The organism is Planctomycetaceae bacterium (genome assembly GCA_041398785.1).
Classification (GTDB): domain Bacteria; phylum Planctomycetota; class Planctomycetia; order Planctomycetales; family Planctomycetaceae; genus JAWKUA01.
Map to the genome: position 1 here is coordinate 383,208 of JAWKUA010000003.1, position 25,448 is coordinate 408,655.

General features: G+C 60.2%; 20 protein-coding genes and 1 other RNA gene. 15 read left to right on the plus strand and 6 right to left on the minus strand.

Annotation, left to right across the window (positions count from 1 at the left end):
• The first annotated feature begins 172 nt into the window (after nucleotides 1-172).
• The 5 genes from R3C19_05485 to R3C19_05505 all read left to right on the plus strand — a co-directional run bounded on the left by R3C19_05485 (nucleotide 173) and on the right by R3C19_05505 (nucleotide 8,823).
• Nucleotides 173-4,096 carry a mechanosensitive ion channel gene (locus R3C19_05485; protein ID MEZ6059795.1) on the plus strand — a complete coding sequence of 1,308 codons (3,924 nt, stop codon included), beginning with the start codon at nucleotides 173-175 and terminating at the stop codon, nucleotides 4,094-4,096.
• 111 nt (nucleotides 4,097-4,207) lie between these two features.
• Nucleotides 4,208-5,821 carry a DUF4153 domain-containing protein gene (locus R3C19_05490; protein ID MEZ6059796.1) on the plus strand — a complete coding sequence of 538 codons (1,614 nt, stop codon included), beginning with the start codon at nucleotides 4,208-4,210 and terminating at the stop codon, nucleotides 5,819-5,821.
• Nucleotides 5,822-5,878: 57 nt separating this feature from the next.
• A complete protein-coding gene (locus tag R3C19_05495) occupies nucleotides 5,879-6,688 on the plus strand; it encodes an SDR family oxidoreductase (protein MEZ6059797.1) in 810 nt (269 codons plus the stop codon).
• Nucleotides 6,689-6,766: 78 nt separating this feature from the next.
• Nucleotides 6,767-8,077, plus strand: a complete 1,311-nt coding sequence (locus R3C19_05500) for a divalent metal cation transporter (protein MEZ6059798.1) — start codon at nucleotides 6,767-6,769, stop codon at nucleotides 8,075-8,077.
• Nucleotides 8,074-8,823 carry a phytanoyl-CoA dioxygenase family protein gene (locus R3C19_05505; protein MEZ6059799.1) on the plus strand — a complete coding sequence of 250 codons (750 nt, stop codon included), beginning with the start codon at nucleotides 8,074-8,076 and terminating at the stop codon, nucleotides 8,821-8,823. Before R3C19_05500 ends, R3C19_05505 begins: the two co-directional genes overlap by 4 nt.
• Nucleotides 8,824-8,838: 15 nt before the next feature.
• Here the strand turns inward: R3C19_05505 and R3C19_05510 are convergent, their stop codons facing one another.
• Nucleotides 8,839-10,089 (minus strand): tetratricopeptide repeat protein, encoded by a 1,251-nt coding sequence (locus R3C19_05510; GenBank protein ID MEZ6059800.1) that lies wholly within the window; start codon nucleotides 10,087-10,089, stop codon nucleotides 8,839-8,841.
• Nucleotides 10,090-10,711: 622 nt separating this feature from the next.
• On the opposite strand from R3C19_05510, the gene R3C19_05515 reads away from it, so the two are divergent.
• Both R3C19_05515 and ssrA read left to right on the plus strand, forming a co-directional pair.
• A complete protein-coding gene (locus R3C19_05515) occupies nucleotides 10,712-11,329 on the plus strand; it encodes an inorganic pyrophosphatase (protein MEZ6059801.1) in 618 nt (205 codons plus the stop codon).
• 123 nt (nucleotides 11,330-11,452) lie between these two features.
• Nucleotides 11,453-11,810, plus strand: a transfer-messenger RNA (tmRNA) gene (gene ssrA / locus R3C19_05520).
• Nucleotides 11,811-12,422: 612 nt separating this feature from the next.
• On the opposite strand, the gene R3C19_05525 is transcribed toward ssrA, so the two are convergent.
• The 4 genes from R3C19_05525 to R3C19_05540 all read right to left on the minus strand — a co-directional run bounded on the left by R3C19_05525 (nucleotide 12,423) and on the right by R3C19_05540 (nucleotide 15,645).
• Complete coding sequence (locus R3C19_05525) at nucleotides 12,423-13,163, minus strand: hypothetical protein (protein ID MEZ6059802.1); 741 nt, start codon at nucleotides 13,161-13,163, stop codon at nucleotides 12,423-12,425.
• Between the two features lie 360 nt (nucleotides 13,164-13,523).
• Nucleotides 13,524-14,531, minus strand: a complete 1,008-nt coding sequence (locus tag R3C19_05530) for an FG-GAP-like repeat-containing protein (protein MEZ6059803.1) — start codon at nucleotides 14,529-14,531, stop codon at nucleotides 13,524-13,526.
• Between the two features lie 9 nt (nucleotides 14,532-14,540).
• Complete coding sequence (locus R3C19_05535; GenBank protein ID MEZ6059804.1) at nucleotides 14,541-14,864, minus strand: hypothetical protein; 324 nt, start codon at nucleotides 14,862-14,864, stop codon at nucleotides 14,541-14,543.
• Nucleotides 14,865-15,072: 208 nt separating this feature from the next.
• Nucleotides 15,073-15,645 (minus strand): hypothetical protein, encoded by a 573-nt coding sequence (locus tag R3C19_05540; protein ID MEZ6059805.1) that lies wholly within the window; start codon nucleotides 15,643-15,645, stop codon nucleotides 15,073-15,075.
• 266 nt (nucleotides 15,646-15,911) lie between these two features.
• Here R3C19_05540 and R3C19_05545 point away from each other — a divergent pair, with 266 nt between their 5' ends.
• From R3C19_05545 to R3C19_05555, 3 genes are read left to right on the plus strand one after another with little or no spacing between them, the layout of a single operon-like run.
• On the plus strand, nucleotides 15,912-17,747 hold the full coding sequence (locus R3C19_05545; GenBank protein MEZ6059806.1) for a cytochrome c biogenesis protein CcdA: 1,836 nt from the start codon (nucleotides 15,912-15,914) through the stop codon (nucleotides 17,745-17,747).
• Between the two features lie 30 nt (nucleotides 17,748-17,777).
• A complete protein-coding gene (locus R3C19_05550; protein ID MEZ6059807.1) occupies nucleotides 17,778-18,125 on the plus strand; it encodes a hypothetical protein in 348 nt (115 codons plus the stop codon).
• Nucleotides 18,091-18,495: a hypothetical protein gene (locus R3C19_05555; GenBank protein MEZ6059808.1), complete on the plus strand. Its 405-nt coding sequence runs from the start codon at nucleotides 18,091-18,093 to the stop codon at nucleotides 18,493-18,495. Before R3C19_05550 ends, R3C19_05555 begins: the two co-directional genes overlap by 35 nt.
• Nucleotides 18,496-18,819: 324 nt before the next feature.
• Here R3C19_05555 and R3C19_05560 read toward each other — a convergent pair whose 3' ends face one another.
• Nucleotides 18,820-19,458 carry an ATP-binding cassette domain-containing protein gene (locus R3C19_05560; GenBank protein MEZ6059809.1) on the minus strand — a complete coding sequence of 213 codons (639 nt, stop codon included), beginning with the start codon at nucleotides 19,456-19,458 and terminating at the stop codon, nucleotides 18,820-18,822.
• 105 nt (nucleotides 19,459-19,563) lie between these two features.
• Between R3C19_05560 and plsY the strand changes: the two genes are divergently transcribed.
• The 5 genes from plsY to R3C19_05585 all read left to right on the plus strand — a co-directional run.
• Nucleotides 19,564-20,271, plus strand: a complete 708-nt coding sequence (gene plsY, locus R3C19_05565; protein ID MEZ6059810.1) for a glycerol-3-phosphate 1-O-acyltransferase PlsY — start codon at nucleotides 19,564-19,566, stop codon at nucleotides 20,269-20,271.
• Between the two features lie 186 nt (nucleotides 20,272-20,457).
• Nucleotides 20,458-22,350 carry a sulfurtransferase gene (locus tag R3C19_05570; GenBank protein MEZ6059811.1) on the plus strand — a complete coding sequence of 631 codons (1,893 nt, stop codon included), beginning with the start codon at nucleotides 20,458-20,460 and terminating at the stop codon, nucleotides 22,348-22,350.
• A gap of 254 nt (nucleotides 22,351-22,604) precedes the next feature.
• Nucleotides 22,605-23,876 carry an efflux RND transporter periplasmic adaptor subunit gene (locus R3C19_05575; protein ID MEZ6059812.1) on the plus strand — a complete coding sequence of 424 codons (1,272 nt, stop codon included), beginning with the start codon at nucleotides 22,605-22,607 and terminating at the stop codon, nucleotides 23,874-23,876.
• A gap of 1 nt (nucleotide 23,877) precedes the next feature.
• Nucleotides 23,878-25,119 carry an ABC transporter permease gene (locus tag R3C19_05580; protein ID MEZ6059813.1) on the plus strand — a complete coding sequence of 414 codons (1,242 nt, stop codon included), beginning with the start codon at nucleotides 23,878-23,880 and terminating at the stop codon, nucleotides 25,117-25,119.
• 10 nt (nucleotides 25,120-25,129) lie between these two features.
• A partial coding sequence (locus tag R3C19_05585) for an ATP-binding cassette domain-containing protein (GenBank protein ID MEZ6059814.1) occupies nucleotides 25,130-25,448 on the plus strand: 319 nt, incomplete at its 3' end.

The following is a 25,448-nucleotide window of genomic DNA, read 5'->3' on the forward strand; positions in this document are numbered from 1 at the left end:
CGGAGCGTCGGATACGAACAGTCAGCGGAGATTCACAGGGTGATTCCCGCCGTTCCAGTGGCGGGCCGGAAGGTCCAATTCCGGTTCGCGGTGCTGTGGCGCTTCGGCAGCACCAGCTTCGCTGCCTCCGGAATGCGTCACTGCCGCCATTCCCCTTCAGTTCGGTCCGTCCATGCCCATTCAAGCCGTTCGGCACGATACCACCGAAACGCATTCCGCGCGTCTCAGGATGCTTGCAGCGACGGTCACCGCCGTCATTGTGCTGACCGGTGTGGCGCAGACGAACGCGCAGACCAGCGACGGCGGACGTCCGAAGTCGCCGCCATCGCTGTTTCAAATCACGCCGCTGGACAGGACGTTTCCGAACGCGGATTCGCCGCTGCAAATCCCGTCGTCGCGGACATCACCGTCGTTCGATGAAAACGCATGGCAACCTCTCGGCGGGACGCGGCCGGCCGATTCGACACGATCACGTCTGCTGCCGGTACCGACGTCGGACAGCGACGATCTGCGGTCTGCGTACTACGAAAGGCAGCCACAGCGTCAGTCGCCGCCGGTGATTCAGGCGGCGTACGGAGTCACGATTCCTGCGTCACAGCCACCCGCCGCGGAATCAATCGCGACAGAACCCTCAGCCGTGACGGCCGAATCCGGCACCGAACAGAATCCGGTTACCGCGGCCGTTCCGGGTACAGGAACCGACGCGGAACCCGTGACGGCGCTGTTGTCTCCGGAAGATATCCAGCAACAGCGAACTCTGATTGAACAGACGCCGGAGCTGTCCGACGAGGTCCGGAGCCAGGCGTTGAAGCTGCTGCAGCGCGCCGCGGATTCCGTCCGCCTTTCCGTCGAGTCAGCTCGCAGAACCTCCGAGTGGAAAGCCGAACGCGACAACGCGGCGGCAATGATCGCGGAAGCCAAAGCCCTGCTGGCTCAGAACTCTTCAAATTCCGATCCCGCGATTCCTGAAGGAACCACCCTGGCGGAATTGGAACAGTTCCGTCTGGCGGACGAAGTGCGAGCCGAAGAAGCTCGAAAGAATCTGGAAGCATGGGAAGCTCGCGCGAAGCAGCGAACGGACCGCAAGCCGCAGATGCCGACGATCATTGAGAAGGCAAGGCAGCAACTGGCCGACGCGAGGAAATCTCTGGACGCTCCGGCACCCGAAGGCGAACCGGCCGTGCTGACACAGGCCCGGCAGACCGATCAGATGGCGCTGGTGCAGTTGCTGCAGCAGCAGCTCGATCAGTACCGCATTGAACAGGTGCGCTACGAGGCGCTGGCGGAGTGGTTTCCGCTGCAGCGAGACTATCTGTCCCGCACCCGCAATACCCTTGAAAAGCGTACGGAGTTCTGGAAGTCCGCCGTTGCGGAAGCTCGCCGCCGCGAAAGCGAACGCCAGGCGCAGGAAGCTCGCGAAACGCTGCGCAACGCCCACCCGGCTCTGCGAGATCTGGCGGAACGCAATTCCGAACTGACACAGCAGCGGAAGGCTCTGCAGGAACGTCTGGCCGCCTCAACCGCGAATCTGACTGCGGTCAACAGGACTCTGGACGGCCTGGAACACGACTTCCGGAACGTCGTCGAAAAGGAAGCCCGCGCCGGACTGACAACCGGCATCGGTCTGCTGCTTCGCAATCAGCGCAACCATCTGCCGTCGACGGAAGAATACGTTCGCATCCTGAGCGACACGGAAGCGGAAATCGTCCGGATGCAGTTGGAACAGATGCAACTGGAAGACGAACGCGACGACCTGACGGACCTGGACATTCGCACGCAGGCGACTCTGGACGAAATTCAGCAGTCCGGCGTCGCGATGACCGATCAGATTCAGAACATGGTCTTCGAACTGCTGCGTGACCGAAAGCGGTATCTCTACGATCTGCTGACGGACTATGGCACGTGTTTGCTGACGCTGGGCGAACTGGATGTCAGCAGCCGCCGACTGACCGACAGGATTTCTGAATACGAAAACTACATTGACGAACGCGTGCTGTGGATTCGCAGCGCGTCCGGCGTCGATACGGGCACGCTGCAGCGGATGGTGTCGGCCACGCAGGTCATGGCCAGTCCGCGGCACTGGGCCGGCGCGGGAAGTCAGTTGATTCGTGATGTCCAGTCGCGAACTCCGGCCTATGGCCTGGCTCTCATGGCGGGACTTGGCCTGCTTGTGTTTTCACGGCGCATCCGAATTCTGATCCGCAGTCTGGGACGAATACAGCACCGGCGAACTTCGGTGGGAATTCCGTCGACACTGCTGGCGCTGGGACTGACGGTGGTGCTGGCTTCGTGGTGGCCGGCCGTGACATGGCTGGTCGGCTGGAGGATGTCGTCGGAAGGAGCAAACGACTTCACACGTTCCGTCGCGGACGCTTTGCAGGCGACAGCAATTGTGTTCTGGTCGGTGGAAGTCTTTCGCCAGTTGTGCCGGCCGCAGGGAATCGCGGAAACATTTCTGGACTGGCCCGTCGACATCATCCGCGTGCTTCGAATCGGCCTGCGGCGTCTGCTGATGGCCGGCCTGCCGCTGGTGTTTCTCGTGGTCGTGGCCGAACGGCTGGACGAAGGCAAGTGGGCGGATTCTCTGGGACGCGCGGCGCTGGTGACGTTCTGCGTGCTGCTGACGGTTCTGCTTCGCGGCACCGTTCGTCCCGATGGAGCCGGGCTGGGCGAGATCCTGCGAAGCAACCCCACCGGCTGGATGTCACGAACAAAAACGATCTGGTATCCGGTTGTGGTTTCGGCACCGATCGCACTCGCCGCGCTGGCATTGATGGGTTACGTGTACACGGCGCAGCAACTGATGCTGCGGCTGCAACTGACACTGTCGCTGTGCGTCATTCTGACGATCGCCTACACGATGATCACACAGTGGATGCTGGAAGCGCGGCGGCGACTTGCCATGGAACAGGCTCGTTCCCGCCGAGCGGCTGCGATGGCCGCCGCGCAGCAGAACGGAGAAACATCCGGCAACACTATTCCCGCCGCGGAGATCCCTCGCGTCGATCTGTCCGTCGTGAATCAGCAGATGCTGCATCTGGTTCAGGGAGCCGCGTGTGTCCTGTTTCTGACGTTCGGCTGGATGATCTGGAGCCGCGTGCTGCCTGCTCTGCAGATACTGAATCGCGTCGAACTCTGGACGACAGCCGTTACGATCGCGAAGTCGTATGACCTTGGGAACGGCCAGAGCGAAATCCGCGAAGTTACACAGCTGCAGCCGATCATGCTGGGAGCACTGATCGTCGCGTTGGGAATTCTGGGAATTGCGGTCCTCGCAAGTCGCAACCTTCCCGGCCTGCTGGAACTGTCCGTTCTGCAGCGTCTTCCGCTGGATCACGGTGGTCGCCATGCCGTCACAACGCTGTGTCGTTACGCCCTGATGCTGACGGGTATCGTCATGGCCTGCCGAACAGTCGGCATCGGGTGGTCCAGCGTGCAATGGCTGCTGGCGGCACTGACCGTGGGCCTGGGTTTCGGGCTGCAGGAAATCTTCGCCAACTTCATTTCCGGACTCATCATTCTGTTTGAACGGCCAATCCGCATCGGCGACGTCGTTACGATCGACGGCGTCAGCGGCAGCGTGTCACGAATTCAGATCCGCGCGACGACCATCACGGACTGGGACCGCAAGGAATACATCGTTCCCAACAAGGAATTCGTCACCGGGCGGTTGCTGAACTGGACATTGTCGGACAAGACGAACCGCGTCATGATCAATGTGGGCGTGGCCTACGGAAGCGACACGGAAAAAGCGCTGAACCTGATGCTGCGCGTGGCGGAGGAGCATCCGCTGGTGATGGACGACCCCGCTCCCGTGACGACGTTTGAAGGCTTCGGTGACAGTTGCCTGAATATGGTTCTGCGGTGTTATCTGCCGAATCTGGATAATCGCCTGAAGGTGATCACAGACCTGCATTCGGCAATCGACCGGGAATTCCGCAAGGCACGGATTGAAATCGCATTTCCACAGCGAGACCTGCATCTTCGCACGGTCGCTCCCGGCGTGGCAGCGATTCCCCTCGAGGCTCCCGAAGAAGTTTCATCGTCCGAAGAGGTGCCCGACGAAACCGTCCGCGCCGGATCCAGGGCGGCTTGATGGCCCGTTGACTCATCGTCGCGCGGTACCGTTTTTCACGATCGCCCCAACAGCAACTTGCATCCCGGCGTACCACAGGGAGATTTCGAAGCGTGACAAAAGGAGCATCTCGTGGCAGCGATCGGGCCGGACGATGACAGTCTTCCACTGGACGACTCGCTGTCGGCCGTCCAGCCCGAAGTGACGCCTGCACCGGTCAGCAAACGCGAACTCATTGTCGTCGCGCTGCTGGTCGTTCTGGCCGATGTCACCATCTTTCGAGGCGAAGGGTACGCGGCGTACGCAGCTCTGTTTGCAATCGCTCCGCTGTTGTTTTGGACGGGAACTCCAACACGGAAAGTCACGTTCGCGTCTTCACTTGTCTTCCTGCTGCTTGCGCTTGTCGCGGCTCGTCAGTTGTGGAGCGGTTCTGCTCTGCTGACGCTCTGCGGCTGGGGACTGCTGTTCGCCTTTTCCATGGCACTCGCGGGATCGTGCCCGTTTGTGCTGGAAACTCTGGTCTTTGCATCGCAGACGGTTCGTTCCGGATTCGAAGGACTGAAGCAATACGGCAAAGTTCTGGAACGCCGAGCGGATGCTCAACAGCGCAGGCCCTGGATGAACACGGGCCTGCCGGCGGCCGCGCTGCTGGCGTTCGGTACCGTGTTCATTCTTGCCAACCCGGATCTGGTAACGATTGTCTCCACACGCCTGCAGATTGTTATCGATGCGATCAGTGACTGGCTGTCCGCGTTTTCGTTCTGGGAAGTTGTGTTCTGGGTTGCGGCACTGTGGGTCAGTGTCGGGCTGATTCGCCCGTACGTGACCGCCGCTCCGTCCGTTGCAGACGAAAGCCGGCCGGAAACTCCCGCCGCCGAAGCGCCGTTGTTGATCGCGTTTCGGAACACACTGCTGTCAGTGATCGCCTTATTCGCGATCTATCTGGTATTTGAGTTCCGAACGCTTTGGTTCCGCGAATTTCCGGAGACGTTCTTTAGGTCCGGCCGAGTCCACAAGTACGCTCATGAAGGCGCCGCGTGGCTGACGATGGCTCTGGCGATGGCAACCGTTGTCCTGTCACTGATCTTTCGCGGTGCAACGCTGGGCGATCCGCGGCTTCCGAAGATTCGGAAGCTGGCATGGCTGTGGTCGCTGGAAAACGGACTGCTGGCAATCACCGTCTATCACCGGCTGCTGATCTACATCGGCTACAACGGGATGACGCGGATGAGAGTCGTCGGGCTGCTGGGAATCAGTTGCGTCGTCATCGGCTTCATACTTGTCGTGTGGAAAATTGTCTTCAACCGGCGGTTCGCCTGGCTGCTGCGACGACACCTGCTGACGGTTGCTCTGGCGGTGCTGCTGTACGCGCTGCTGCCGCTGGACCCGATGGTGCATCGCTACAACGTCCGCCGAGTGCTGGCCGGAGACCTGGCTCCCGGAGTTCAGATCAGCGTTCATCCGATCACCGCGGACGGGTATCTGGTACTTGAACCGCTGCTGCAGTCCGAGAACGAAACGATCCGGGAAGGGATTCGGTCGATGCTGGCGGAACGGTTGATCCAGTGCGAACAGGACGCTTCGCTTTCGGCAGAGAGTGGCTGGTCCGCGTTTCAGCTTGCGGACGACATGCTGCTGCTTCGTCTCCGGGAGATTCGTTCGCGGCTTCAGCCGTTCCACGACAACGAAAGTCTGCGAAATAACGCCCGCAGGCAGTTCAACGAATTCCTGTTTCAGTGGTATTGATCGCAGCCGGTTCGCATTCGCAACAGTATCCGAGCGGTGGATGTCCGGGGGTTGGTGATGGAATTGCAGCTTTCTGATCACGTCGTGCTGGTCATCGGCGGAGCAAGCGGTATCGGGATGGCGACCGCCCGAACATTCGCGAACGAAGGAGCGCGCGTTGCCATTTGGGACCGCAGTGAACAAGTCACCGCGGCTGCCCGTGAAGTCGGCGATACATGCGGCGTCGAGTGTCGGGGAATTGTCGTCGACATCACCGACGAAGCAGGTGTGGCAGCGGCAATGGCGCAGACCACGGAGCTGCTGGGGCCGGTCGAACATCTCGTTCACGCAGCCGCGGTCGGATCGGGGAAATTCGGTTTTCCATTCACGAATCTGAAGCCGTGCGACTGGTCACGAGTTCTGCACGTGAACATCGTCGGCATGACAATCGTCGCCCACGCCGTTGCGCCGTCCATGGTGCGGCAGAGCAGTGGGACGATGGTGTTTGTGGCGTCGATCGCCGGACAGATCGGATCGCAGACGGACCCGCCGTACAGCGCTTCGAAGGCGGCCAACATCAACTTCGCTCAATGCCTGGCAAAGGATCTGGCGCCGCACGGAATACGCGTCAACAGCGTTTGCCCTGGCATGGTTCGCACGGCATTGAATCAATCCGTTTGGCAGGCATGGCACGATCAGACGCCGGAACCGGATCGCCTGAGCTACGAGGAATGGGCCGAACAGAAGATTCGGACCGTGACTCCTCTTGGAAAATGGCAGACCGCGGATTCGGTGGCTGACATGATCGTCTTTCTGTCATCAGCCCGAGCGGAACATGTCACAGGACAGACGATCAACGTCGATGGCGGTCAGGTCATGCACTGGTAGTTGGCAGGCGACAGACTTTTGCGGACACTGTTCAGCGCTGAACTGGTTCCTTCCGTTTTCCGCGCTGAAAGAATTCACATGAGTCCTGCTCCGTCGTCACGTCCGTGGTACACGCGAATTGGTCCGGGGCTGATTACGGCATGCGTCGTCATCGGTCCGGGAAGTATCATGACCAGTTCCAAAGTGGGCGTCAGCCAGGGCTATGCGATGCTGTGGGTGGTGGCAGCGTCGGTCCTGTTCATGCTGGTTTACATGACGCTTGGAGCGAAGCTGGGAGCCGTCGCCGCGCAGGCTCCCGGCGATCTGATCCGTATGAAGGCCGGACGCTGGCTGGCGATGCTGGTTGGCCTGGGCGTGTTTTTCATTTCCGCGGCGTATCAGTCCGGGAACAACATCGGCGTGGCCGCGGCATTCGCGGCGTTTGTTGATTCGAAGTGGGTCGTGACGGGACTGGTGATCGCTTTCAACGTCCTGGCGATCGCTTTTCTGTTTGCATTCCGGGACCTGTACCGCTGGCTGGAACGCCTGATGGCGGTATTCGTCGGGCTGATGCTGGTCAGCTTCGCCATCAATCTGATTCGACTGCAGCCCGATCCGATTGCCATGCTAAAAGGCTTTATTCCGTCGCTCGGTCCGTCCGGCCAGACTCCGGGCGGTGTTGATGCTTCCGGCGAGGCACTGGCCGTGCTGGGACTTGTGGGCACGACGCTGGTCATCACGGCAGCCTTTTACCAGGCATACCTGGTCCGTCAGAAGGGCTGGAAAGCGGAGGACCTGAAGCACGGTCTGATGGATGCTCGCGTCGGGTCCGTAATCATGTTTCTGATTACGGTGATGCTGATGTCGACGGCCGCGGCCGGTCTTCCGCGGGACGGCTCCGCTCCGCTGAACGATCCGGCCGACGTGGCGAAAGCGCTGGAAGCCACGTTCGGGCCGTCGGCGAAGGTCATCTTCTGCGTGGGACTGTTCTCCGCCGCGTATTCGTCGTTCCTGGTGAATTCCATGATTGGCGGGTTCATGGCGGCCGACGGTCTGGGACTTGGCAGCCGTCCCGACCAGCTTGGGCCGCGGATGCTGACCACGGTTGCATTGCTGACGGGGATGGCCGTGGGAGTCGCGGTGCTGGCGTTCGATTTCGATCGCACTCCCACCATTATCGCGGCGCAGGCGGTCACGGTGATCGCCGCACCGCTGGTGGCGGGAGTGCTGCTGTGGCTCACCAGTTCGCGGGACATCATGGGCGACCACGTCAACGGTCCGATCGCAACGAGCCTGGGTACCGTCGGCCTGCTGATTCTGATTGCGATGGCCGCGAAGATCGCCTTCAAGGACCTGCCAGCTCAGATCGACAAATACCGAACTCCGCCCGCCGCCGAGACCCGCGCATGAAACTGACGGCCACGCAGCTACAGACCTTTCGCCAGACCGGGCACGTCACGGTGGAAGGCATATTCACCGCCGAAGAGATTGCCGCAGCGATCAGCGACATGGAAGCCTGGAGCCGCGAGTTTCTAAGCTCACTGGACGAAACGCAGCACGGCTGGTTTCTGGAACGAAGGGCAGGACCGGAAGTCGTGCTCAGAAAGCTCGACAATCCCGTCTTTCATCGGCCCGTGTTTCGGACGATGGCGTGCGATGAACGCCTGACGGGAATCGTCGAGCAACTGATCGGACCGGGAGTCGGCGTCTTCTTCAGTCAGATCTTCTGCAAGCCGCCGGAAGTGGGAGGCCCGAAGCCCGTTCATCAGGACAACTTCTACTTTGGCCCCGATGACGAAGACGCGACGCTGACCGTCTGGATCGCTCTGGATGACGCGACGCTGGAAAACGGCTGCCTGTTCTACGCGGACGGAAGCAACCTCGGCCCGGTGTTGCCGCATGTTGCTCCCGAGAACGAGCCGTTCAACCTGCAGGTAACTGGCGATGAATTGCAGAACGCGATGATGACCGCGGCACCCGTGTCGGCCGGTGGCGTATTGTTCCACCACGGAAATACGCTGCATCAATCGGCCGCGAACCGCAGCTCGAAGTCTCGCCGAGCCGCCGCGTTTCACTACCTGCGAAACGGCGCCCGGCTGATGAAACCGTCGCTGACGTATGACGCCGCGGTCGCCGTGCGGATCACCGACGCCTGACGCGAATCGTCACGCCTATCGACCCGGTCGCCACGGTTCCGGCTCAACGGGGATGTTTCCCGAAGCGGTTGCCGCTCCGTTTCCAAACACTGGCGGCGACGTCGACTGCGGACCATTCCACTGAGCCGGACCGCTGCTGCCGTCAGCGGATCGAACGTCTCCGGAACGAACATGATCCGCCGACCTGACAACCGGCATCGTCATCGAAGCCGGTTGTGCCGTGATCACGGGCAGAGTTGTTCCCGCCTGAGGGTCCGACGTGTACTGAGCCGTGGCGGCAGGGATTCCGTTGACCGTGGTCGACGACGAAGCCTGCTTCACGATCCCCGGCTGTCTGGCCGAAGATGCCTGCGACGCGAACATCGACGACGCCTGCCCGGACGACGCGATTCCCTGCTGCGGCGTGATGGCCGGGGCGAATGAGGAACTCGGTCGGATCTGAGGAACTGCGGCGGACTGCACGATCGGCTGCCCGAAGGCCGATGACTGGCCCGACTGCGATACGCGACGCATTGCCGGATTGCCGCCGGCGCGTGCCAGCATGCGTTCGGCCTGATCTCTGGTGCGAACGTCCGGATGAGCCGCCAGCGAACGTTCAAACCAGGCAGCCGCTTCAGACATGCGGTTCTGCTCACTCAAAACAAAGCCCACGTTGTACATCGCCGCCGCTTCACCGACGGCATAGTCCAGGTGGTTCATCGCTTCCGTCAGGTGCCCGGCCCGGGCATATGCGATGCCCAGTTCGTAGCGCGCCACCTGATCAGTGGCATTGATGTCGGTGGCCTTCTGAAAGCTGGCAATCGCTTCGGTCCACGCGTCACGTTTCGCCTGAATTCGTCCAAGCTCGATCCAGACTTCTGCGCTGCCGGGATTTCGCGCCGCGGCGGCCTGCAAAATCTTCTGAGCCTCCGACGCTCGCCCGGTGGCGAATTCAATTCGGGCGATCCCGAGTCTCGCGGAAAGGTTGTCCGGATCGGCGGTCAGAATTTCCTGATACCGCTGCCGGGCTTCCGCATGCTGGCCCATGTCTTCCTTCCAGCGGGCAAAGGCAAGCTGAGCCTTGTCAGGCTCTTCCAGGCTCTTTTGAGCGGTCTTGAACTCAGAGCTCAGTTCCGTCTTGCTGCCGGCCAGCGGATCCGTTTCGACAGCCTGATCTCCGGCGGCCAGAAAGCGGTTCCAGCCCTTCCAGGAACGGCCGGAACTGCACCCGGCGGAAATCACAACGACCGACATTGCCAGCAGACAGAAGGGTTTCCGAAAGGGCATCACCGCGTCTCCGTACGCCTGAAAAGCAATCGTTCCCGCCGCAGCCAAACGCTGACATCCGTGCCCGGCGGGATCATTCGCGTAAGCCTTGGCACTGCGCAATTCCCGCCTTCGTTTCGTACTGCGGCATCATCCCTTGCAATCGTCACACCCGTCAGGATGTCTCAAACCGATTTCCTCGCCGCCTGGCTTTTCTGCGAACCGTGCAACTACAGTCACTGCCAATTGCCCCGGCTGCCAACCGGCGATTCCTGCCTGACGAAACTGCGGACGCCGGGCAGAATCCCGTCCTCCGGCGGCGTCGTGCGGAATGTCTGCCCGGACGGAACAGGGACGGACGCGGTCCCCCGCGAAGCGGCTTGTCCGAGTTTCGGAAATCGATCCGTTGCGGAAGTCTGGCGTTTCCGATGGTCGATGGATTTTGTAGAACGCCGGAGTCGGACGGTTCCGGGTCACTCGACGCAGCGGCTTTCGTCTTGCACCCGTGAAAAATTGCGGCCCGGAGTAATCGCGGCCAGGAGTTCTCGGGAACCGTCGGGCGGCGGCCCCGACTTCTTCTACAGCGACATTGGTGATCCGGACTGATTGTGTTTTCCCTTTGTTCTCGCGTCGGCAGGACCGAATGAGTTTTCCGCAGCCTTTTTATCGGTGGCGCCCTCATCCGTGGCATGGACTTCAGGTCGGCCCCGATCCGCCGCACCTGGTTCACGCCTTCATCGAAATCACACCGTTCGACCTCGTGAAGTACGAAGTCGACAAAGTCACGGGATACCTGCGAGTCGACCGGCCGCAACGGACGTCATCGCAGCCCCCGGCTCTGTACGGCTTTGTCCCGAGAACGTACTGCGGTCCACGTGTCGCAGCGCTGATGCCTCAGGCCAAACGCGGCGATGCCGACCCGCTGGACATCTGCGTTCTGAGTGAACGGCCGATCAACAAGTCCGAAGTCATCCTCAACGCGCGAGTCATTGGCGGACTGCCGATGCTGGATCATGGAGAAGCCGACGACAAGATCATCGCAGTGCTGGCGACCGACGCGATCTGGTCACACGTCGAGGATCTCGACGAACTTCCCCAGGCTCTCGTCCAGCGACTTCGCCACTATTTCACGACGTACAAAGTGATGCCCGGCGACACGTCGACGCAGGTGTCGATCGACACAATTTATGACCGCGCGCATGCCGAAAAGGTGATCGAAGCGTCAATCGCCGACTACGACGAAGAATTCGGCAGCCAGTGACGGATCACCCGGGCCACCGGCATCACCGCCGGAAATTCCCCGGAAGCGACCACTGCAAAATGACTCCGCAGCCGATACAATACGGGTGAACGAAGGGCACGGCGTCTGTGTCCGGACTGTATCGGGGGCGATCGGATTTGACTGGGTCACCGTCGATCAGGGTGGCGTGTCGTGGTTGATCAGTTGGCCACGTAAAAAGCTGATCAAACAATAACTGCTACACCGCAGTACTCTCTGGCTGCCTAGAAATAGGCCGTCCCGAATCAGGAATCCCCGTCTGAGGAGTCCGAAGTTCGGTTGCAAATTCAGACTGGCATCAACTCACTGGTCACCACGGTTGATGTAAGATTCGTTGTGATCTAGCGCCGGAAGGTCTTGTTCGCCGAACCTCGTCGTCGCGAATTCAATCATCGAACTACACACGTAGAAGCTCTGATCAAGGGTCCACAGGACGCGGGTTCGATTCCCGCCGCCTCCATTTCATTAGGGCACTTGCGATTCGTCGTAAGTGCCTTTTTCTATTTTTGCTTGCAACAAATCGCACGCCTGCAACGAGTTGCGAGCAGGGATCATGTTTCTGATAAGGGCACCGATGTTTTCTGGCTCTTCCGGGGAATGGGGGTGTTGCTGAGGGATCGGTCGATGATGGCTCGCCGATGTTCGACGTCAATGTTACTGATTCTTCGGTCAGATCTGACGTTGGGATCCAACAACACTGCGGTTCCGGTTGTTGATGCCCGCAGGGCAGGCACAACGTATTGGGGCAGAAAAGTCCGGTTGAGCCGGACTCCCTTCCCTCCGAACCGTGCGTGCGGTTTTCCCGCACACGGCTCTCCGGTTATTAGTGGACGGATTGAGCGAAACGAAAGTGGGCCTCTCGCAGCCAACAGAGACCGACTTTCGCAAGGTACGCATTCGGCCAGCGTTGGGTACGAGGTAAACGCCTGGGGTGAGCCGGCCGCCCTGGTGCGCAGCTTCCGGTACAGCGAGACTGCCGGACGGATACCGGAAGGACTCTGCGGTCTGCGGGGGGAATGACACTGCGGCCGTCGTCGCGGACGGGTGGCCGAAGGCGCCTTTGCGTCGCTGCCAATCAGGGGAACGGAAAGGCCGGAGCCGGATTGAGATTGCCTATCAACTGCCCCGTGATCCTGCCGGTCAGAGTATCACCGTCGAATGCGAAGAACTTCGTGCTGAACTCCCAATTGAATTCTGTGACGGCATGCGCATTACGTTCCGGGATGCGAAGAAACTCTGCGGTTCCCGTGGCGTTCAGCGTGACGGTACCGGTCTCCGCCCAGAATCCGTAAAACGCTGCGTAGTTCGTCATCAGCGTTCCAATCGTTCCCAGGCGAACCGGATTCTTTACCTGGGAAAGCTTTGCCTTCTTGGCCGGTTCGTAAAGACCCTGCCGAGTCTTGTCGAATTTCGCGCCGGTCAGTTGGGCGGGTGAACTGGGTTTCCCGGTGAACTCGCCACTGGTGCCGATGGACACTTCCAGTCCTTTCAAAGTCTCCTGCGCGGGAATCGGACCGTCGAAGACGACAGTTCCATACGACACCTTCTTGCCCTTCAGGGTTTCATCCGTCTGGCTGGATCCGTCAGGAAAGCTGAGGACAACACTGGTGACCTTCGTGTCCTCCCACGAATCCACCAATGCAGTGCGCAGACTGACGGGGGACTGCAGCCGAATCAATCGATCAAACGCCGGTTCGCCGTAAGCGATCGTCCAGCCCGATGTTGCTGAGTAGATAGTCGGGCTGGAATTGCTGGGCCCGGGGTCAGTTGCCAGGCGACATTGAAACGAACCACTCCAGTCGATTGTCACTTTCATCGCGGACCTCGTGCGGCAACGTTGCTATGGAAAGAGTGACGCGACAGCGTGAGACGGCAAACAGACGGAGTCGCTGCCGTGAATCGCGTCATCGGATGGCGCCGAAACAGCTTTCGGGCGCTTGCAACCATTGTCATTCAGCTGACGGTGACGGTTGCGTTGATTTCCTGAAAACACCTTCGCCGGGATTGTTTGTCCTGCTTTGCGCGACCGGACTCCAATCCCGTCGAACCCGCGCGCGACGGGATCGGAGTCCCATCGTACAAACCGCATGAATGATCCTGAGAAGCCAGCAGGCAGGGTCCGTACGGCGAACCCTGCCTGCGACTTGCTTTTCGTTCGTTCGTTCAAAGCTCCGTGTCAGTTGCCGACCACTTTGTTCGCGTCGGCTCGCAGGTACAGCCACACGAAGGCTTCGCGTTTCGGGCCGGGTTTCAATTCGGATAATTCCCTGTGAATGTCCGAGTACTTCTGAACCAGGTTCCGGTACTCATCCGACGTCAGCAACTCCTGGCGTTTCTTGTTCGCTTCGTCAGGTGTCAAGTCCTCGGACTCCTTTAGCAGCTTGCTCTGCAGAGACGTGAGTTGATTGATCAGTTCTCCCTGCTGCTTCTGAAGTTCCGCGGCCCGAGTTTCCTGTTCTTCGGAGCTGTCTTTTGCCACGGGCGTCCACTGCGAATACCCGCCCACGACCAGGTCGAGTTGTCCGTCACCGTTATAGTCGACGACATCAACGTACAGGCCGCTGTCCGGGCGAGTCGGCGTCTCCGTACCCCTGGGGCTGGGCGGAATCAGCGTGACCGGCTTTGCAAACTGAGGATCGCCGGCGTGGCCGATGTTGCGATACCAGAAGATTCCGCCGCCTGGGCCGTCACCGTAGGAGTCGCCAAAGTTGCCGCAGACGAGATCCATCAGGCCGTCGGCATCCCAGTCAACCAGGTAGGGCGCTGTCATGCCGCCGTTCAATTCAAACGGCTTGGAATCGCTCAGCACCGGAATGTTTCTGCCGGTAAACTTCGGTTCGGCGCTGCTGCCTTCGTTCATCTGCCGGAACAGCCGGCCGCGATTCTTGTCGCCCAGCAACAGGTCGAAGTCGCCGTCGTTGTCCCAGTCAAAGGCGACAGACGACACGCAGTGCAGTTGACCGTCGGTGTTGTCGCTGATCGTTCGACCGGTGTCGTCCCATTTCGTGGTGTCGTAATTCCAGAATTGAGTCAGCAGCACGCGTTCGCCGTTTGCGTCCAGAATCCGCTGCGGGCGGTCGAAGCCGTCTTTGCTGCCGTAGGCCACGTGAGGTGAGCCGTCGAACGTGGCGGTGAAAATGTCAACATGACCGTCGGCGTTGAAGTCCACAAACTGTGGAGCCATCCCGATACATCACCAGTTGTCGAATTTGATCGGCTGCCCGTCGGCGGTCGTCAGCGGTTCCAGTTGGCTCCAGGCGGTGGAATTTTCGTCTCCGGAGCGTTTTGCGAACAGCAGCCGTCCGGTCAGATCTCCGATCAGCATTTCCGCGACGCCGTCGCCGTCGAGATCCTGAAGTTTCGGGGACGGGTAGTAAATCCCGTTGCCCATCGGCTCATTTGCGGCCGTCAATTGCACCGGCTTTTGAAACAACGATTTTGCATCCTCCGCTGACGCTCGCGGCAGCCAGGCCGAACAAAGCAGCAGCAAAGAGCAAACGGAAATCGTGACTCGCATGGATTCTGTTCTCCTTGTCGGAAGGATCTGAAAACTCAGTCGCAAACTCTGGTCCGGGCACGAAACAGTGGTGACGCCTGCCGGACCGAATCCGGGGAGCGTTTTATCGGGAATTCAGACGGCGAGCCGCCAGGGGACCGCCGTTGGCCGGGCGTGCAACAGGTTTCAGTGTTGCGACGTCGGCGTTTGCGAACAAGTGGGTCGGTTGTCACGCGTCGGTACCGCTGACTCGTCGGACAAGTCTTCGAAACGCAGGCCGGACCGATTTGTGGAGCAGCCGCGAGAATGATCCGTCGAGCTGTCGGACGGCGATCAGTTCCACAACGTCGGCGAAATCCCTGTGCAGGCGCCGCATGTTCGCCATGCCGCAGGCAAGTTTCATTTCGATGATCCGCGACAATCGCAGTACCGTCAGTCCGTCGATGGTCTCAACATTGTCGCCCCCGGCAGGCTCGGGAATTCGGACTTCACCGCCGCCCGCATCATCTCCGGACAACAGAAACTGCACGGGAACTCCGGAATCCGTTCGAAATTCCTTTGCGCCGGCATCCCACACAAGCCCCGCTTTGGTGAGCAGATTGTGCACTCGGTCAGCATCCGCGGGGTGTACGATCAAATCCAGATCAACCGTGTTCCGTTGGTAACCGTGCAGACATACGGCGACTCCGCCGCACACTGAATACGCAATGTCGGCATCCGAAAGGACCTGGCCACAGCGCACTGCGGCGTCCCACAGGCTTTCGTTTTCAAGCATGGCATAAATTCTTCGTGCGGCTGTCATGGCGGCTTTAGATGAATGGACTCCTGCGGAAATTCCCGGTGATTTGACACCTGAAATCCCGCACGGCGGCCGGTGCTCAGCGTTCTCAGGCCGGACGGGGAATCGGAAAACGAAAGTACACTTACCGCAACACTGCAAGATTCACGTATTGCCTTTCAGAAGGAACGGCGGTGACGCCAGCGGAGAGATGAAGTATAACTGCCGTGGTTTCTCGTTCACAGATGTCGTATCCGCGGGTTTCGCAGTGGAGCATGCGGAGCGGGCTCATGATTCCCAATCGAAGACCGACAACGTTGCTGCTGGCCGCCGCACTGACGCTGGCGACCTGCGTCCGCCCGGGCGTCGTATTCGCGCAGGTCGGGAAAGCTCCCGTGAAGGTGACCGCGGCGCTGCAAAGTCAGCAGCCCGTTGCACCCGGCGCCGAAGCGATTGTTGAAGTAGTCGCCGAGATCACCAGCGATCTTGATTCGAAGGGAAAGCACTGGCACATCTATCCTCGCCGCGAGCAGCACCAGGGAATCGAGATTCCGACCAGCATCACGGTGGAGTCCGAAGCCCCGGCGATCACGATCGGTGAAACTGTCTGGCCCGCACCGGGATTCATTCAGAACGCGTTCAACGAACTGCAGCCGGCCTACGAAGGCCGCGTCGTGTTTTCCATTCCGGTGACCGTTGCCGCCGACGCTGCGCCGGGAAAGTACGCTCTGAACATCGCGTTTCGATATCAGACGTGTGCCAGCCTGTGTCTGCCGCCGACGACAGAGAAGCTGACCGTCGCGCTGACGGTGGCCGGCGATTCTCCGGGCGCGCCGCCTGAGTCTCCGCCCGTCGGAAACGCTGCGGATTCGCCGGCAACTTCCGGCGACGATTCACTGGGCACGGATACTGCGCCTGCGCCGTCGGCACCTGGGGAACCAACGTCCGATGACTCCGGCCATGCCGCTGCCGGTTCGACAGCCAATGGCACGGAAAGCGCTGCCGGCGACTTTCAGACAAACGTGTTCGGCACGAACTTCGGATTTTCGGCGAACAGCGCCTTCGCGATTCCGCTGTTGCTGCTGTTTGCGTTTGTCGGAGGATTTCTGCTGAACCTCACTCCCTGCGTGCTGCCCATCATTCCCATCAAGATCATGGGACTGACGCAATCGGCGGCCGGGGACGCTCGCCGGTCCAGAGTTCTGGGAGTGTCGATGGGGCTGGGGATTCTGGCGTTCTGGCTGGCGATCGGCGCAGCGATTTCGTTCGTCAGCGGATTCGACAGCATCAGTTCGCTGTTTCAGCGACCGGTGTTTGGAATCAGCGTCGGCCTGTTCATCGCGTTCATGGGGATCGGAATGCTGGTCGACATGACCATCCAGCTTCCTCAGGCCGTGCATCGCATCAACCCCAAACACGACACGCTGCACGGCGCGTTTCTGTTCGGAGTCATGACAGCGGTGCTGTCGACTCCGTGTACCGCTCCGTTCATGGGCAGTGCCGCGGCCTGGGCGACGAAGGCCAATAGCCCCGGTCTGGTGCTGGCGGTGTTCGCGTCGATCGCCATCGGCATGGGCTGGCCGTATGTCCTGCTGTCGTGGTATCCGAAACTGGTCAGCAAAGTTCCTCGAACCGGTCCGGCCAGCGTGCTGGTCAAGCAGGTGATGGGTCTGCTGATGCTGGCCGTGGCGGCTTTCTTTGGAGGCACCGGAGTACTCGGCCTGGTCAAACAGCATCCACACCTTGGACCGGTGCTGCACTGGTGGATCGCCACCGGGTTCGTCGCGGTGATGTCGGTATGGCTGACACTGCAGACGTTTCGCATCACGAAGTCGACGGTCAAGCGAATCGGGTATTCGCTGCTTTCGCTGGCCTTGTTCGCCGGCATGGCGATCTGGTCGAACGGGGAAACCGCCGATTCGTGGGAAGCCATGGTTCGCCATGATACCGAAACCGAACAAATGAAGGCCTATGTGACTCAACTGGAGGAAGCGGTACGCAACGGCGCCGGCCGTCACGTGCTGCAGCTTCGTCCTCCGCCGTGGCAGGACTACGACCCGCAGCGATACGCTTCCGCCAGAGCCAGTGGTCAGGTCGCGATCGTCCACTTCACCGCCGACTGGTGACTGAACTGCAAGGCTCTCTGGAAGACCGTGTTGTCTTCCAATCGCATCCGGCAGCTTGTGGAATCCGATGAATCCCTGGTGACATTCAAGGCTGATACCACGGTCAACACCAGCGTGGCGGCGCAGTACCTGACGGAACTGGGAGCAAAGGGCATACCTTTGATCGTGGTCGATGGCCCGGGAGTCGACAAACCTCAGCTTGCTGACTTCTACACCACCGAAAGCCTGATCGAACTGATCGATCGAGCGCGCGGCGTCGCAGGTTCTGCGCAACGTGACGAACGTCGTCACCTGCACTTACCGGATGCGACCTCGGTCGCGACTTTTTTGAATGGACGATCGGATGGACGACAATCCCTACGCCGCGCCGCAGAGTAGCGATTCCGCCGTGGGAGTACTCAGTGGTTCCCGGGAAGACCTGCGAGCCGTCGCTCGCTACCAGAAGGTGATCCTGATCTGTATTGCGATCTACCTGCTGGCTGTGGTATCGCAATTTCTCCTGCCGGAAACACTGCGGCTTTTTCTGGGACTCGGAATGCTGGCCGTCGGACTCACGGGAGCCGTCTTTACGTTCATGTTGGCGATCAAGGTCTACGGAACGGGAATCGGAATCCTGCTGGGGCTTTTGACACTGATTCCCTGCATTGGTCTGATCGCACTGCTGGCCGTCAACGCCAAGGCAACGAACGTGCTGAAGCAGAACGGAATACCGGTCGGACTTCTGGGCGCCGATTCGTCGAGCATCTGAGCACTCGACGGCGTCAGGGCACAACTGCCACGCCTCCCAGCGCTGTGTGCGGGGAAGGCCCGCGCATCATGCACCTCTCCCAGCGCAGCGGCAGGGAGAGGTCGGGCCAGCGGAGCGATGCCCGGGAGAGGGCCGAGTGCGCGATCGACGTCGTGACAACGCAGGGCGACCAATGCGCGGACGTGCCCTCCCCCGAACGTCGCTTCGCTCGTTCGACCCCTCCCTTTTGGCCTTCGGCCGGGAGGGGTTCCTTCACCAGCACCGCACGTTGCAGGTTCTTGCAACCACCTCTCACGGCGAAACGCCCGAACGCAGTTCCTGCAATCAGGCGAGAGTGACGCTGCCATTGGCGAGCAGCAGCAGGCAGTCGGCCAGCCGTTTGGCTTCGTCGTGGCTGTGCGTGACGTGCATGACGGTGACGTGTTCTTCCCGGCGGACGTTTTGCAGCAAGTCGCACATCTGCTGCCGCGTTTCCGCATCCAGAGAACTCAGCGGTTCGTCAAGGCACAGGGCAGCGGGCCGAAATGACAGCGCCCGCCCCAGAGCCACTCGCTGCTGTTCTCCGCCGCTGAGTCCCGGAGGCGTGCGGTCCAGCAGGTGTCCGATGCCCAGCAGTTCGGCCAGTTCGGACACTCGCCGCCGAATCACCTGCTTCGACGACTTTCGAACCACAAGCGCAAACGCCAGATGATCGCGGACGGACATTCGGCGAAACAGGGCTCCGTCCTGAGGCACGTAGCCGATTCCCCGAACCGCCGGGTTCAGGTCGGTGACATCACTTCCGTTCAGCCGAATGCGACCGGAAACGATTCGGCGCAGCCCGATGATGGATTCCAGAATTGTGGTCTTGCCGGTGCCGGTGCGCCCCATCAGCACAGCGTACTTTCCCGTCGGCACCGTCAGCGACACATTGGTCAACTGAAAGCTGCCGGCTCGAACCGTCAGATTCTCCACAGCGATCATGCCGATTCCCGATTTCTGCCATTCGCGCGGCGAAGTGACACACGTTCACTGACCGGCTAAATTTCTCCGTCCGCGATTGCGAGCCCGGTCCGGAGCGATCGCATTGTGGCCATTCTTTTTCGAATGCCAAACGACGAACCTGTGCTGATTCCGCTTTTCTGTCTTGTCGCGTTTCTGGTCGGAGGCATCCCGTTCGGGTATCTGGCCGGCCGCGCGCTGCTGAAGGACGACATTCGGAAACACGGCAGCGGCAACATCGGAGCCACCAACGTCGGCCGTGTCATCGGCTGGAAGTGGGGCGGACTGGTGCTGGTCCTGGACGCGTTGAAGGGCATGCTGCCGACCTGGCTGGCGATGAAGGTCGCGAGCGAACAGTTGCCCGAATCACTGCGTCTGCACGCTGCGGTTGCGACAGGGATCTGCGCGATCATCGGCCACATGTATCCGGTTTACCTGAAACTACGCGGCGGAAAGGGAGTCGCGACGGCTCTGGGTGTCGTGCTGGTGCTGGCTCCGAAGGCCGTCGGAGTCGCGTTTGTCGTGTTTCTGGCCGTGACCGGTCTGACTCGCAAGGTCGCGCTGGCGTCGATGGCGGCCGCGGTCACGTTTGGAATCGTGCAGTTGTGGCTGATGGGAACAACTGCCACCGAACCGCAGTTTTCGTCGATGACAGCGTTTTCCGTGCTGGTCCCGCTGCTGATTATCTGGCGGCATCGAAGTAACATCATGCGGATGTTAAGCGGCACGGAACCACCGGTGACAAAATCGGCCGCTCCTGATTCTGCCCGGCGGGACTCTGACGACACGAACTGATGTCGCAGGTGCGTCGCCGTTAGAATTCATAGCCGCCCTTGTCCTTCTGCGCCGGCTCCCGATCCTGTCGGCGTCGTCCGGTATCTGATTTCGTTCGCATTCCGTGCGAGGCGTCGATCGCTCGCCGATGAAGTCGAACCATGTACTGCGAGTATTGCAATTCGTTTTCAGGACCGTTGCAGCCAAATGCCAACCGCACTTTCACAAACGTCCGCCGTCGAATCTTCGTCGCCGGCCTTCGTCAATATCTCCGCCTACAAATTCGTGGCGTTGAACGACCTGGAACGGCGCCGCGCCGATCTGCGGATTGTTGCCGACCGGCTGAAGCTGAAGGGCACCGTTCTGCTGAGTCCCGAAGGCATCAATCTGTTTGTCGCCGGGCCGAGAAAAGCCATCGACGAATTCGTCGACCACATTCGCAGCGACACAATGCTGGCGGATCTGCAGACAAAGGAAAGTCTCAGCCGGCACCAGCCCTTCAATCGCATGCTGATCAAACTCAAGCGGGAAATCATCGCGTTTGGTGTGCCGACCGTGAATCCGATCGAAGGCACTTCCCCAAAGCTGCCTCCTTCCGAACTGAAACGCTGGCTGGATGAAGGTCGCCGCGTCCATCTGCTGGACACTCGCAACGACTACGAAATTGAGATCGGCACCTTCGAGAACGCGATCCCGGCCGGCGTCGACAATTTCCGCGACTTTCCGGAAGCCGTTGAACGTCTTCCGCAGGAAATGAAGAACGAACCCGTCGTCATGTTCTGCACCGGCGGAATTCGGTGCGAAAAGGCCGGGCCGTTCATGGAACAGGCGGGATTCAAACACATCTTTCAGCTTGAAGGCGGCATCCTGAAGTACTTTGAGGAATGCGGCGGCGATCACTATGACGGCGATTGTTTCGTGTTCGATCAGCGAGTGGCCGTGGATCCGAATCTGCAGGAAACCGACTACGGCCTGTGCTACGTCTGCCAGGAAGTTGTGAGTCCGGAAGATCAGCAGTCGGAGAAATACGTTCCCGGCGAATCGTGTCCCAGGTGCTATCGGGAACCTGACGAACAATTACAGGAACGGCTGGCACAGCGAAATCAGCAACTGCGGCAGATTGCGGATCCGCTGCCTGGCAGCCAGCCGTACTTCAATCGGCGGCCGCTGAATGTTCCCGAACGCTTCACCGGACAGTCACTGATCGACTTCCTGTGCAGCTGGCATCCGCAGGTTTCGCGCGACGTCTGGCTGGAGAAAATCGCTGCGTCACAAATTGTCCCCGGACCGCGCTATGGGCGACGAAAACGCCGGAAGAAGTCGGCGGAAGAATCGCTGCCGCTGTCTCCTGATCGTCCGGTGCGCGGCGGCGAACGTTTTGAACATCTGCTGCCGGGAACCGTCGAACCGGACGTCGACCCGTCGGTTGAAATTCTGTTTGAGGACCGGGACTTTATCGTCGTCAACAAGCCGGCTCCGCTGCCGCTGCATCCTTCCGGCCGGTTCCATCGCAATACGCTGCATTTCATTCTGAACGAACTGTACCGGCCCGAACGACCGCTGCTGGTTCATCGTCTGGACGCAAACACGTCCGGTGTGCTGGTGCTGTGCCGCAGGCGAGCCGTGGCGAAGATCATCCAGCCTCAGTTTGAACAGCGAGCCGTCCGAAAGACGTACCTCGCACGCGTCATCGGACACCCGCCGGACGATGCCTTCGAATGCGCCGCTGCCGTTTCCGATTCTCCGAGCGACAACGGCATTCGTACGATTGACCCGACAAACGGTCTGGCAGCCGTCACACGATTCAAAGTTCTGCATCGCTTCTCCGACGGCACGTCGCTTCTGGAAGTGACGCCGGAGACAGGACGCACAAACCAGATTCGCATTCATCTGTGGCATCTGGGATTCCCGATTGTCGGCGACCCGACATACCTGCCGGCGAGCGGGCTTGGGGAAAACATCACGCTGAATGTCGGGTCGCCGCCGATGTGTCTGCACGCGTCCGCCATTTCCCTGCACGATCCGACCGGAAACCAGCGCCAGTTTCGCGCTGCTGATCCGGCCTGGGCTGCTCACGACGCGCTGAGACAGCCGGAGTGATTTCCGCGTTCCGATCGATCGCGAATCCGGCTGCAGCGGGCGACGATCGCGGGTCCACCGCGCGGGATGCGCGCCGTTTCGCGTCGGAATAATCCGTCCTATTCGGCTCGGACCGGCCGGAAGCCTCAAATCGCGGAAGCATTGGCACAGATTCGTGCCTACCATTTACCGCAAAAACAGCCCGACACGCAGTTTCCACCGGAATCTTTCTGACCCATCCGCGAACAACCGACGAATGCCGCCGGTAACTTTCCATGAAAACACTTCTCAAGATCCTGATTGTCCTGGGCGTGCTCGGCGGCGGAGCGTATGCCGCGTTGTCGGCAGGTTCCAACTGGCTGAAGGAACGCAACAAGCCGAAGTTTCGCACCAGCAAAGTCGAACGCGGCAACATCCGCATCACGGTCAACGCCACGGGCAAGGTCAAGCCTCCGCTGGAATACCATGTCGGCAGCTTCGTTTCGGGGCCAATCCTGGAACTGCTGGTCGACTGGAACGACGAAGTCTCCAAAGACCAGCTTCTGGCGACCATTGACCCGCGGATCTACGAGGCGAACGTGCAGCGCGACGACGCGGCGCTTAAGACGCGAATCGCGGAAGTGGAACGCGTCAAGGCCCAATTGCAGCAGGCTCGCAACGACAAGGCGCGCGGTGACCGGCTCCGGGAGGAAAACCGGGATTTCATCGCCCAGTCGGAACTTGATCAGCTGCGGTTCGGCCTGATGGCACTGGAAGCGCAGTTGACGATCGCCGAAGCGTCGGTCGCCCAGGCTCGCGCCAGTCTGGAGAATTCCCAGGCGAACCTGAACTACACAAAGATCAAGTCGCCGGTCGACGGTATCGTCACGCAGCGACTGATTGAACCTGGTCAGACTCTGGCGGCTCAGTTTCAGGCTCCGGAACTATTCGTCATCGCTCCGCGAATGCGCGAGAAGATGGAAATCCACGCATCCGTCGATGAAGCGGATATCGGTCTGATCAAGCAGGCCAAAGAAGCCGACCGGCCCGTTTTTTTTGAAGTTTCGGCCTACGAAAACGAGCTGTTCAAAACGGGAAAGATCGAGCAGATACGCCTGAAGTCGACGGAGCTGCAAAACATCGTGACGTACCCCGTCGTGGTCTCAACGCCCAATGAAGAAATGAAACTGCTGCCCGACATGACCGCGTCCCTGACGTTTCAGGTCCAGGATCACGACAACGTGCTGAAGGTTTCCAATCAGGCGATCGGCTATCTTCCCGAAGACAAGGCGTACGTCGTGGAAAGCGACCACGACAAGCTGGATGTTCGCGCGGCGGCCGCAAGGAAGGCCCAGGAGAACGAAGATTCCCTGGACGACAAGCCCATCGACGAAGTCGTCGCGGCGGCCTCAAAAGGCGAAACCAAACACGTCTGGATTAAGGAAGGGGAAAAGCTGAAAGCCGTGGAAATCCTGATCGGGGTCAGCGACTACCAGTTCACGGAAGTCCTCAGCGGTGATCTGAAGGAAGGCGACGAAGTCGTGATGGGGCTGGAAGTAAAGGAATAGCATGGACCTGCTGCTGACGATTTCCGTCGCGATCCGGGCACTCGGACGCAACAAGATGCGGGCCGGACTGACGGTACTGGGCGTTGTCATCGGCATTGCCGCTGTCACCACAATGGTGTCGATCGGCAGCAGCGCCGGTCAGCTTGTGCAGAGCGAACTGCAGTCGTTCGGCACCAACTTCCTGTTCGTGACGGCCGGCGCGGAACGGCGCAACGGAGTCCAGCAGATGAACATGCCGACTCTGACGGAAGGCGACGCCGAAGCCATCGCCACGCAACTGGAATCCGTGCGAGCGGTTTCGCCGCTGGTCGGAGGCAACAAGCCGGTGATTCGCGGCAATAACAACTGGCAGCCGCAGGAAATGTTCGGCGTCGGAGTCGACTACCTGAAGATCCGGTCGTGGGAGATCGCCGCCGGAGGATTCTTCACCGAGCGAGACGTCCGTTCGGGGAATCGCGTGTGCGTCATCGGGTACACGCTGGTGCGCGAATTGTTCCAGACAACAAACCCCATCGGTGAACAGATCCGCGTGGGCACAATTCCGTTTACCGTCGTCGGTGTGCTGAAGAAAAAGGGAGCCGGGCTGACAGGTGAAGATCAGGACAACGTCATTTTCATGCCCTACACGACGGTCAAGAAACGCCTGAACGGTTCTTCGTTCGACGACGTTCACGCCATCTTTGTGTCCGCGAAAAGTCCGGCGCTGATTGCCGCGGCGACGCGAGACATCACTCAACTGCTGATGGACCGTCATAACATCTCCGTCGGCCAGAAACCGGATTTCGAAGTTCACAGCAGTAGCGAGATCTCTCAGGTGCTGGGAACCATCACCGGCATCATGACGGCCATGCTGGCTTCCATCGCCGGAATTTCGCTGCTTGTCGGCGGTGTCGGCATCATGAACATCATGCTGGTGTCAGTCACGGAACGAACTCGCGAAATCGGCACGCGGATGGCCGTGGGAGCTCGCGGGAAGGACATCCTGATTCAGTTTCTGATCGAATCCGTCGTGCTGTCATGCATCGGTGGAGCCATTGGGATGGCTCTGGGAATCGGCGCGTCCGTCGGCATCACGGCGATCATCAACGAACTCAGCAGCGGCAGCGACTGGCCGGTTGTCGTGTCGATCCCGGCGGCCGTCGTCGCCATGATCTTCGCGGCGTTCGTGGGAGTCGTCTTCGGCCTGTATCCCGCCTGGCGAGCCAGCCGGCTCGATCCCATCGACGCCCTGCGGTATGAGTAGTCGCTGAATCATGGCTCTGATCGAACTGAACAAAGTCCGCAAGACCTACGACCTGGGCGAAATTCAGGTTCACGCGCTGCTGGAAACAACGCTCAACATCGAACGCGGCGAATACGTTGCACTGGTGGGACCGTCGGGCTCCGGCAAGTCGACACTGATGAACACGCTCGGCTGCCTGGACCGGCCGACGTCCGGAAGTTTTCTGCTGGACGGAGTCGAAGTCGCCACCATGTCCCGCAACGCTCGCGCTGCCATTCGCAACAAACACATCGGCTTCGTGTTTCAGAATTTCAACCTGCTGAACCGCACATCGGCTCTGGAAAACGTCG

Coding starts and splice junctions, on each gene's coding strand:
- R3C19_05485 (MEZ6059795.1), top strand. CDS start 173: ATGCCCATTCAAGCCGTTCGGCACGATACCACCGAAACGCATTCCGCG.
- R3C19_05495 (MEZ6059797.1), top strand. CDS start 5,879: ATGGAATTGCAGCTTTCTGATCACGTCGTGCTGGTCATCGGCGGAGCA.
- R3C19_05500 (MEZ6059798.1), top strand. CDS start 6,767: ATGAGTCCTGCTCCGTCGTCACGTCCGTGGTACACGCGAATTGGTCCG.
- R3C19_05505 (MEZ6059799.1), top strand. CDS start 8,074: ATGAAACTGACGGCCACGCAGCTACAGACCTTTCGCCAGACCGGGCAC.
- R3C19_05510 (MEZ6059800.1), bottom strand. CDS start 10,089: ATGCCCTTTCGGAAACCCTTCTGTCTGCTGGCAATGTCGGTCGTTGTG.
- R3C19_05515 (MEZ6059801.1), top strand. CDS start 10,712: ATGAGTTTTCCGCAGCCTTTTTATCGGTGGCGCCCTCATCCGTGGCAT.
- R3C19_05525 (MEZ6059802.1), bottom strand. CDS start 13,163: ATGAAAGTGACAATCGACTGGAGTGGTTCGTTTCAATGTCGCCTGGCA.
- R3C19_05530 (MEZ6059803.1), bottom strand. CDS start 14,531: ATGGCTCCACAGTTTGTGGACTTCAACGCCGACGGTCATGTTGACATT.
- R3C19_05535 (MEZ6059804.1), bottom strand. CDS start 14,864: ATGCGAGTCACGATTTCCGTTTGCTCTTTGCTGCTGCTTTGTTCGGCC.
- R3C19_05540 (MEZ6059805.1), bottom strand. CDS start 15,645: ATGACAGCCGCACGAAGAATTTATGCCATGCTTGAAAACGAAAGCCTG.
- R3C19_05545 (MEZ6059806.1), top strand. CDS start 15,912: ATGATTCCCAATCGAAGACCGACAACGTTGCTGCTGGCCGCCGCACTG.
- R3C19_05555 (MEZ6059808.1), top strand. CDS start 18,091: ATGGACGACAATCCCTACGCCGCGCCGCAGAGTAGCGATTCCGCCGTG.
- R3C19_05560 (MEZ6059809.1), bottom strand. CDS start 19,458: ATGATCGCTGTGGAGAATCTGACGGTTCGAGCCGGCAGCTTTCAGTTG.
- R3C19_05570 (MEZ6059811.1), top strand. CDS start 20,458: ATGCCAACCGCACTTTCACAAACGTCCGCCGTCGAATCTTCGTCGCCG.
- R3C19_05575 (MEZ6059812.1), top strand. CDS start 22,605: ATGAAAACACTTCTCAAGATCCTGATTGTCCTGGGCGTGCTCGGCGGC.
- R3C19_05580 (MEZ6059813.1), top strand. CDS start 23,878: ATGGACCTGCTGCTGACGATTTCCGTCGCGATCCGGGCACTCGGACGC.